Below are 1,035 nucleotides of genomic sequence, written 5' to 3' on the forward strand. Positions count from 1 at the left end.
CGCCTCTACAGCCCCGTGAAGTTCACGCCGTTCGAGGGCAGGCCGATGGTCCTCGGCCTCTTCGGCGTCCTGCTGCGCGTCTTCGAGGACTTCCGCTACGTCGGCTCGTACGAGGGAGAGGCGCGGACCAGCGCCGACGGCACCGAGGCTGCCTCGGCGATCCTGCTGTTCCGCACGGTCGTGCACGGCAAGGAGGTCCACGGCATCGACCTGCTGCACTTCGACGAGGAGGGCCGTATCAAGGAGTTCACCGTGATGGTCCGCCCGCAGTCCGCGGTCCAGGCGCTCGGCCTCGCGGTGCACGAGGGACTGGTCGCCGACGGTCTGGTGCCCGCGCCCCAGTAGGCGCCACCGCCCCGTACGGCGGACGGCGTCACCTGCCCGGCGGCGCTCGGCGTGCGGCGCGGGGCGGCGGCGCGTTGACTCGTCGTCAGGTGGCGCGGGCGTTCCCCGACTCCCGGCGGCGCATGGGTTGTACCGCCTCCCGTGCCGCCGGAGGAATGACTCATGCGTACCACTCAGATATGTGTCCGGGCCGGTCTGGCCGTCGCCGCCGTCGCGCTGCCGTCGGCGCTCGGCGCGAACGCGGCGGCCGCGGCCGGCGACCTCACGGTGACCGCCACCGGATCCACCGTGCGGGCCACCACCGCCGCGTGTCCGGGCGGCGGGACGGCCTCACTGATGGGCAAGGCGAACGCGAGTTTCGCCGGAGGACAGCAGAGGGAGCTGATGAACGGCAGCGCCTCGTGGCGGAACGTCGCTGCCGGTACCTACACGGTCCTTGTCGCCTGCAAGGACGGCACCGAGGCGGGTCCCGGCTCCGTCACGGTCACCGGTGCCCGGCCCACCACGGCACCCACGACCTCCTCGACGACGGCGCCCGCCCGCGGTGTGCGGGGCGGCGTCGGGGGCGGATCGGAGGACCGGGGCACGCTGACCCTGGCGGCCGGGGGCGCCCTGGTGGCGGCGACCGCCGGTGCCGGGCTCTGGTACCTGCGCCGCCGAGGGGCCCGCGGGCGGCCCTGAACCCCGCAC

General features: G+C 74.5%; 2 protein-coding genes. Both read left to right on the forward strand.

The window, feature by feature from the left end:
• Nucleotides 1-345: nuclear transport factor 2 family protein (locus AB8Z36_RS40845; protein ID WP_369218399.1), on the forward strand; the 345-nt coding region annotated here is incomplete at its 5' end.
• A 162-nt stretch (nt 346-507) separates the two neighbouring features.
• Complete coding sequence (locus tag AB8Z36_RS40850) at nt 508-1,026, forward strand: hypothetical protein (RefSeq protein ID WP_369218400.1); 519 nt, start codon at nt 508-510, stop codon at nt 1,024-1,026.
• Nucleotides 1,027-1,035 lie beyond the last annotated feature (9 nt).

It is taken from the genome of Streptomyces flavofungini (assembly GCF_041028215.1).
Classification (GTDB): domain Bacteria; phylum Actinomycetota; class Actinomycetes; order Streptomycetales; family Streptomycetaceae; genus Streptomyces; species Streptomyces flavofungini_B.